The sequence below is a fragment of the Actinomadura sp. NPDC048955 genome (assembly GCF_040649435.1).
In the GTDB taxonomy this organism is placed as follows: Bacteria; Actinomycetota; Actinomycetes; order Streptosporangiales; family Streptosporangiaceae; genus Spirillospora; species Spirillospora luteofluorescens.
In genome coordinates, this window is record NZ_JBEZJI010000046.1 from 69,397 (window position 1) to 75,396 (window position 6,000).

Annotated in this window: 6 protein-coding genes; 5 read left to right on the top strand and 1 reads right to left on the bottom strand. The window is 72.2% G+C overall.

The genetic code is table 11. The features are described 5' to 3' along the window. Positions 1-117 precede the first annotated feature (117 nt). Positions 118-546, top strand: a complete 429-nt coding sequence (locus AB0C84_RS32905) for a VanZ family protein (RefSeq protein ID WP_361074088.1) — start codon at positions 118-120, stop codon at positions 544-546. Here AB0C84_RS32905 and AB0C84_RS32910 read toward each other — a convergent pair. Next, the gene (locus AB0C84_RS32910) at positions 543-2,054 is read right to left on the bottom strand and encodes a nitroreductase family deazaflavin-dependent oxidoreductase (RefSeq protein ID WP_361074090.1); all 1,512 of its coding nucleotides are present in this window, start codon (positions 2,052-2,054) and stop codon (positions 543-545) included. The genes AB0C84_RS32905 and AB0C84_RS32910 overlap by 4 nt on opposite strands. A 168-nt stretch (positions 2,055-2,222) precedes the next feature. On the opposite strand from AB0C84_RS32910, the gene AB0C84_RS32915 reads away from it, so the two are divergent. From AB0C84_RS32915 to iolB, 4 genes are read left to right on the top strand one after another with little or no spacing between them, the layout of a single operon-like run. Beyond that, a complete protein-coding gene (locus AB0C84_RS32915) occupies positions 2,223-3,233 on the top strand; it encodes a Gfo/Idh/MocA family oxidoreductase (protein ID WP_179847546.1) in 1,011 nt (336 codons plus the stop codon). Continuing rightward, positions 3,230-4,081 (top strand): TIM barrel protein, encoded by an 852-nt coding sequence (locus tag AB0C84_RS32920; RefSeq protein ID WP_361074092.1) that lies wholly within the window; start codon positions 3,230-3,232, stop codon positions 4,079-4,081. Before AB0C84_RS32915 ends, AB0C84_RS32920 begins: the two co-directional genes overlap by 4 nt. Further along, the gene (iolC, locus tag AB0C84_RS32925) at positions 4,078-5,013 is read left to right on the top strand and encodes a 5-dehydro-2-deoxygluconokinase (RefSeq protein WP_258939668.1); all 936 of its coding nucleotides are present in this window, start codon (positions 4,078-4,080) and stop codon (positions 5,011-5,013) included. The genes AB0C84_RS32920 and iolC overlap by 4 nt, the downstream gene beginning before the upstream one ends. After that, entirely contained in the window at positions 5,010-5,867 is an 858-nt protein-coding gene (iolB, locus tag AB0C84_RS32930) for a 5-deoxy-glucuronate isomerase (protein WP_361074094.1), read from the top strand. The genes iolC and iolB overlap by 4 nt, the downstream gene beginning before the upstream one ends. The last annotated feature ends 133 nt before the right edge of the window (positions 5,868-6,000 follow it).

Genomic DNA, 6,000 nt, shown 5'->3' on the forward strand with positions numbered 1-6,000 from the left:
CCGGTCGCCCGAAACCCGGGGCCGCGCATGGACCGCGGCGGACGGGGCAGACCGCGCCCCGTGTTGGTCGAAATGTGGCAGCCCGCAGCGGCGGGCGAGAGGGTCCCTTGGTACGTCGTGGCTCTGCGCGTGATGGTCGTCATCGTCGCGCTGGGTTTCCTCGGCGTGTTCTTTTACTTCGCGTTCAAGCTGACGCTGACGCCCGTCGATGACAACGGGCAGGCGGGCGGGAACACCGATCCGGGCCGGTCGCTCCGGTTCTACATGGACCAGCCGACCAAGGACGCGCTCCTCCAGATCGGCGGCAACGTGGTGCTCCTGGCGCCGCTCGGAGTGCTGCTGCCCCTGGTCTGGACGACCCTGCGGGGCCCGGTGCGGCTGGCCCTGGTGAGCGGCATGCTCTCGCTGGCCATCGAGACCGTCCAGGGCACGTTCGTGATGGGACGGGCCTTCGACGTCGACGACGTCATCCTCAACGTCGCCGGTGTCGTGCTCGCCTACCTGCTCATCGGGCGCAAGCTCTCCCTGAAGCTCCGCGGCCGTTAACGGGGGGTCAGGCGGAAGACCCTGAGCTGCCGTTCGGCGCGCTCCACGTAACGGTCGTAGACGGGCCAGACGGCGGTGAGGCGAGGCCAGACCTCCTTGCGCTCGACGTCGTCCAGGAGGCGTGCGGTGACGGGGGTCGTGCGGCCCTGGAAGCTGACCTGCGCGTCGGGATTCTTCAGAAGGTTTCCCGTCCAGGCGGGGTGCTTCTCCCGGCCGAAGTTGGAGCCGACGACGTACCAGCCGCCCTCCCGGTCGGGCAGGCACGCGAGCGGCGTCTGCCGGGGGAGGCCGCTGACGGCGCCGGTCGTCGTCAGGACGAGGCTCGGCACGAGGAGCTGGCCGAGCAGGAGCCGCCCGCCGGTGAGCCGGTGCAGCGTCCGGTCGACGGGCGGGACGACCTTGGGTCCCACCTTGGAGAACCATTCGGCGCCCGAGACCCGGTGGAAGACCGGTCCGAAGGTGCGCTGGACGAGAGTCGGCATGGGGGCCTCCTTGGCGGCGAGCCGTCCGGCCCGGCGCGGGTTCAGATGGCCGCTCTCGGCCAGCCAGCGCAGGCCGTCGGCGACGGTCTCCTCGACGGGACGCAGCGTGAGGCCGAGCGCGTCCAGGATGGGGCGGTCGTCGGTCGGCACCAGCGTCACCATGAACTCGGCGGCGTCGCGGGTGAGCGGGTAGTCGAAGCGGCGGACGCGCTTGGCCGCGTCGAGGACGGAGCCGAGCGCGAGCATCACGCGGCTGGGCACGCGGACGCGGCGGCACCTGACGCCGGTGAGGCGGTCGCACAGGTCGGCGTACTGCGGCCAGGTCAGGTAGTGGCCGCCGAGCACCCAGCGGCTCGGGCCCTGCCGCGCCTCGACGGAACGTGCCAACGCCTCGCCGAGGTCGCGGACGTCGATGACCGAGACGCCCCCGCCCGGAAGCGGCCACACCTTGCCGAGCGCCGCGGCGAGGCCCTCCATCAGCGCGTCCAGCGCCGGCTGGTTCGGGCCGCACACGCCGCCGGGGTAGACGATGGTGACCGGCGCGCCGTCCTCCTGGAGGCCGCGCACGTAGCGTTCGGCCGCCAGCTTGGACCTGCCGTAGTCGGTGCGGGGGCTCGCCAGGGCGTCCCCCGCGGTGATGACCGGGCCGGACGGCGGGACGAACACCGCGATCGTCGACACGTGGACCACCGGGGCCAGGCCCTGCGCGACGGCGCCGCCGACGACGTTGCGGGTGCCGCGGACGTTCACCTCCACCAGGTCGCCGGCGCCCCCGGTCACCCCGATCGCCGCGGCGGCGTGGACGGCGGCGTCGCAGCCGCGCATCGCCTCGGCGACCGCGTCCTCGTCCAGCATGTCGCCGGGGACGAGTTCGACGTCCCGGGGGTCGACGCCGACCGCGCGCAGGACCTTCGCCGCCCGGCCGGTGTCGCGGACCAGCGCGCGCGGCCGGTGCCCGGCGGCGAGCAGGGCGCGCACGGCGTGGGACCCGACGAACCCGGAGGCGCCGGTGACGAAGATCCGCATAAGGCAAAACTAGCGCTTGGTATGACTCCGGCGACAGCCGAGGCCCCGAGTAACGGCCGGGATTTCGGACACCTCCATTACGGAGAGGCGGACAGTCGGGGCGTTGACGCTTCTGGAACGCTCCATCAGACTCGTGTCTCCACCTGACCGCCGACCGGGAGGGGATCGATGAGGATCGGACTGGCCGGCGCGGGGCGCATTGGTGCGCGCCACGCCGCCGCGTTGCGAGAGTTGCCCGAGGTGGAGGCGGTGATCATCGCGGACGCCGATCCGGGGCGCGCCCGCGATCTCGCCGCGCGCCTGGGCGGGGGACCGCCGGGGGTCACCGCCCTGGAAACCGTGGAGGGGCTCTTCTCCGCCGGCCTGGACGGCCTGGTCGTCGCGGCGGCCACGGACGCGCACGCGGCCCTGGTGGAGCGGGCCGTGGCCGCGCGAACTCCCGTCTTCTGCGAGAAACCGCTTGCGTCCGATATGAATGGAACGTTCCAAGTCGTCCGGGCGGCGGCGGGCGCCGGCGTCCCGGTGCAGGTCGGGTTCCAGCGCCGGTTCGACGCCGGGAACGCGGCGGCGCGCGAGGCGCTCGCCTCCGGGCGGCTCGGCTGGCTGCACACCGTCCGCTCGTGCAGCTTCGACCCGGCGCCGCCGCCGGCCGAGTACGTCCCCACGTCCGGCGGGCTGTTCCGCGACTGCATGATCCACGACCTGGACCTCATCCGGTTCGTCACCGGCCGCGAGGTCGTCCGGGTGATGGCGGTGGGCGCCAACCGCGGCGACGACTTCTTCCGGGAGGCCGGCGACGTCGACACCGGGTCGGCGCTGCTCGTCCTGGACGACGGGACGCTCGGCCAGGTCTCGGCCACCCGCTACAACGCCGCCGGGTACGACGCGCGCCTGGAGCTGTTCGGGTCCAAGGACAGCGTCATCACCGGACTGGACGACCGGACGCCCGCGACCGCGCTCCCCGACGGGGACCAGCCGAGGGCACCCTACGGCGGGTTCATGGAGCGCTTCTCCGACGCCTACGACGCCGAGTTGCGGGCCTTCGCCGACGTCGTGGCGGGCCGCCGCGCCAACCCGTGCCCGCCGGAAGAGGCGCTGGAGGCGTTCTACCTCGCCGAGGCGTGCGAGCTGTCCATGCGGGAGGGGCGGTTCGTCGACGTCGAGGAGGTACGGCGGTGAGGATCGCCGGCGCGCCGATCTCGTGGGGCGTGTGCGAGGTGCCCGGCTGGGGCCACCAGATGGAGCCGGACCGGGTGCTCGCCGAGATGCGCGACCTCGGCCTCGCCGCCACGGAACTCGGACCGGACGGCTTCCTCCCCAGGGCCACGCAAGAGCGGGACGAGCTGCTGACCTCTTTCGGGCTGGGTCTTGTAGGGGCGTTCGTGCCTGTCGTCCTGCACGACCCCGCGTTCGACCCACTGCCCGCCGTCGAGCAGGCGTTGGACGACATCGATGGCGTCCTCGTACTGGCCGCCGCAACGGGACTCGACGGATACGACGAGCGTCCCGTCCTTGACGCCAAGGCGTGGGCGGCACTGCTTGCGAACCTCGACGCGATCGCCGCACGGGCCGCCGAACGCGGGAAGCTCGCCACCCTGCACCCTCACGTCGGGACGGTCGTTGAGCGGCGCGCCGAGGTCGAACGCGTGCTCGGCGGATGCGGCATCCCGCTCTGCCTCGACACAGGGCACCTACTGGTCGGGGGAACCGATCCGGTGTGGCTGGCACGTTTCGCGGCGCCGCGCATAGCGCATGTCCATCTGAAGGACGTGGACGTGGGCCTTGCCCAACAGGTACTCAAGGGAGACATCACGTACACGAGCGCGGTGCGGGACGGTCTGTACAGGCCGCTCGGGGACGGCGACGTCGACATCCCCGACATCATCCGCTCCATGGAGGTCGCCGGTTACGACGGCTGGTGGGTGATGGAGCAGGACACTGTGCTGACCGGCGAGCCCGCGCAGGGCGCCGGACCGTGCGGCGACGTCCGCAGGAGCCTCGACTACCTCGCCGGGGTGGCCCGATGACGTTCGACCTCATCACGATGGGGCGGGTCAGCGTCGACGTCTATCCGGACCAGGTGGGCACGCCGCTGGAGGACGTCGAGTCGTTCGGCAAGTACCTCGGCGGCAGCCCGACCAACGTCGCCGTGGCGGCGGCCAGGTACGGCCGCAGGACCGCCGTCATCACGCGCACCGGAGAAGACCCCTTCGGCCGGTTCGTCCACAAGGCCCTCCAGGGCTACGGCGTGGACGACCGGTTCGTCACCGCCGTCCCCGGCCTGCCGACACCGCTGGCCTTCTGCGAGATCTTCCCGCCCGACGACTTCCCGCTGTACTTCTACCGCTACCCCAAGGCGCCCGACCTGGAGATCCGTCCGGACGAGCTGGACCTCGACGCGATCCGATCGGCGCGCATCGTCTGGGGCACGGTCACGGGTCTTTCGCAGGAGCCCAGCCGGGAGGCGACCCTCACCGCGCTGGGGGAGCACCCCGGGCAGACCGTCATCGACCTCGACTACCGGCCGATGCTGTGGGACGACCCCTCGGAGGCTCCGCACTGGGCGGGTCTCGCTTTGGAACGGGCAACGGTCGCGGTCGGAAACCTGGAGGAGTGCGAGGTCGCCGTGGGGGAGCGTGAGCCGCGCGCCGCCGCCCGCGCGATCCTGGCGCGCGGCCCGGAACTCGCCATCGTGAAGATGGGGCCGGAAGGCGTCCTCGCGGCGACGGCCGACGAGGTCGTGGAGGTGCCGCCGGTCAAGGTGGACGTCGTCAACGGACTCGGCGCCGGGGACGCGTTCGGCGGCGCCATCTGCCACGGCCTCCTCGCCGGATGGGACCTGCGGCGTCTCGTCGAGTTCGCGGGCGCCGCAGGGGCGATCGTCGCGTCCCGCATCGCCTGCTCCGACGCGATGCCCACACAAGACGAGGTCGACGAACTCCTCAAGGAGCCGCGATGAAACACCATCTCCCCGCCGGAACCGCTGCGGAAGCCCCGTACGAGCTTGTCGTGACGCCCGAGTCGGCTGGTTGGGCGTACTCGGGGCTGCGCATCCTGGAGCTGCCGGAAGGCGGGGTGCACACGTTCGACACCGGTGAGTTCGAGACGATCGTGTTGCCGCTGGCGGGGTCGTGCGCGGTGGAGTGCGACGGCGACCGGTTCGAGCTGGAGGGGCGCGAGGACGTCTTCGCCCGGGTCAGCGATTTCGCCTACGTCCCGCGGGACGCCCAGGTGACGGTTCGGGGCCGCGGGCGGTTCGCGCTCGCGGGTGCCAGGTGCGAGCGGCGGCTGGTACCTCGCTACGGGCCGGCGGAGACGGTTCCGGTGGAGCTGCGGGGCGCGGGGTCGGCGAGCCGGCAGGTGAACAACTTCGGGACGCCGGAGGGGTTCCCGTTCGCCGAGAAGCTGATCGCGTGCGAGGTGCTGACGCCGGCGGGGTGCTGGTCGTCGTTCCCGCCTCACAAGCATGACGAGCAGACGCCCGGCGAGTCGGTCCTGGAGGAGATCTACTACTTCGAGGTCGCCCGGGACGGCATGGCCTACCAGCGCGTCTACGGGTCGCCCGGGCGTCCGATCGACGTGCTGGCGGAGGTCCGCAGCGGCGACGCCGTGCTGATCCCGCACGGCTGGCACGGCCCGTCGATGGCGCCGCCGGGGCACGACCTGTACTACCTGAACGTGATGGCCGGGCCGTCCCCGGAGCGCGCGTGGCGCATCTGCGACGACCCGGCGCATGCCTGGATCCGCGACACCTGGGAGGGGCAGGCAGTGGACCCCCGGCTGCCCCTGACCTCGCCGGAGGGACGCTCGTGAGACTCACCGTGGCTCAGGCCCTGGTCCGCTTCCTCTCCGTGCAGTACAGCGAGCGGGATGGTGTGGAGCGGCGGTTCTTCGCTGGGTGTTTCGGGATTTTCGGGCACGGCAATGTGGCGGGGATGGGGCAGGC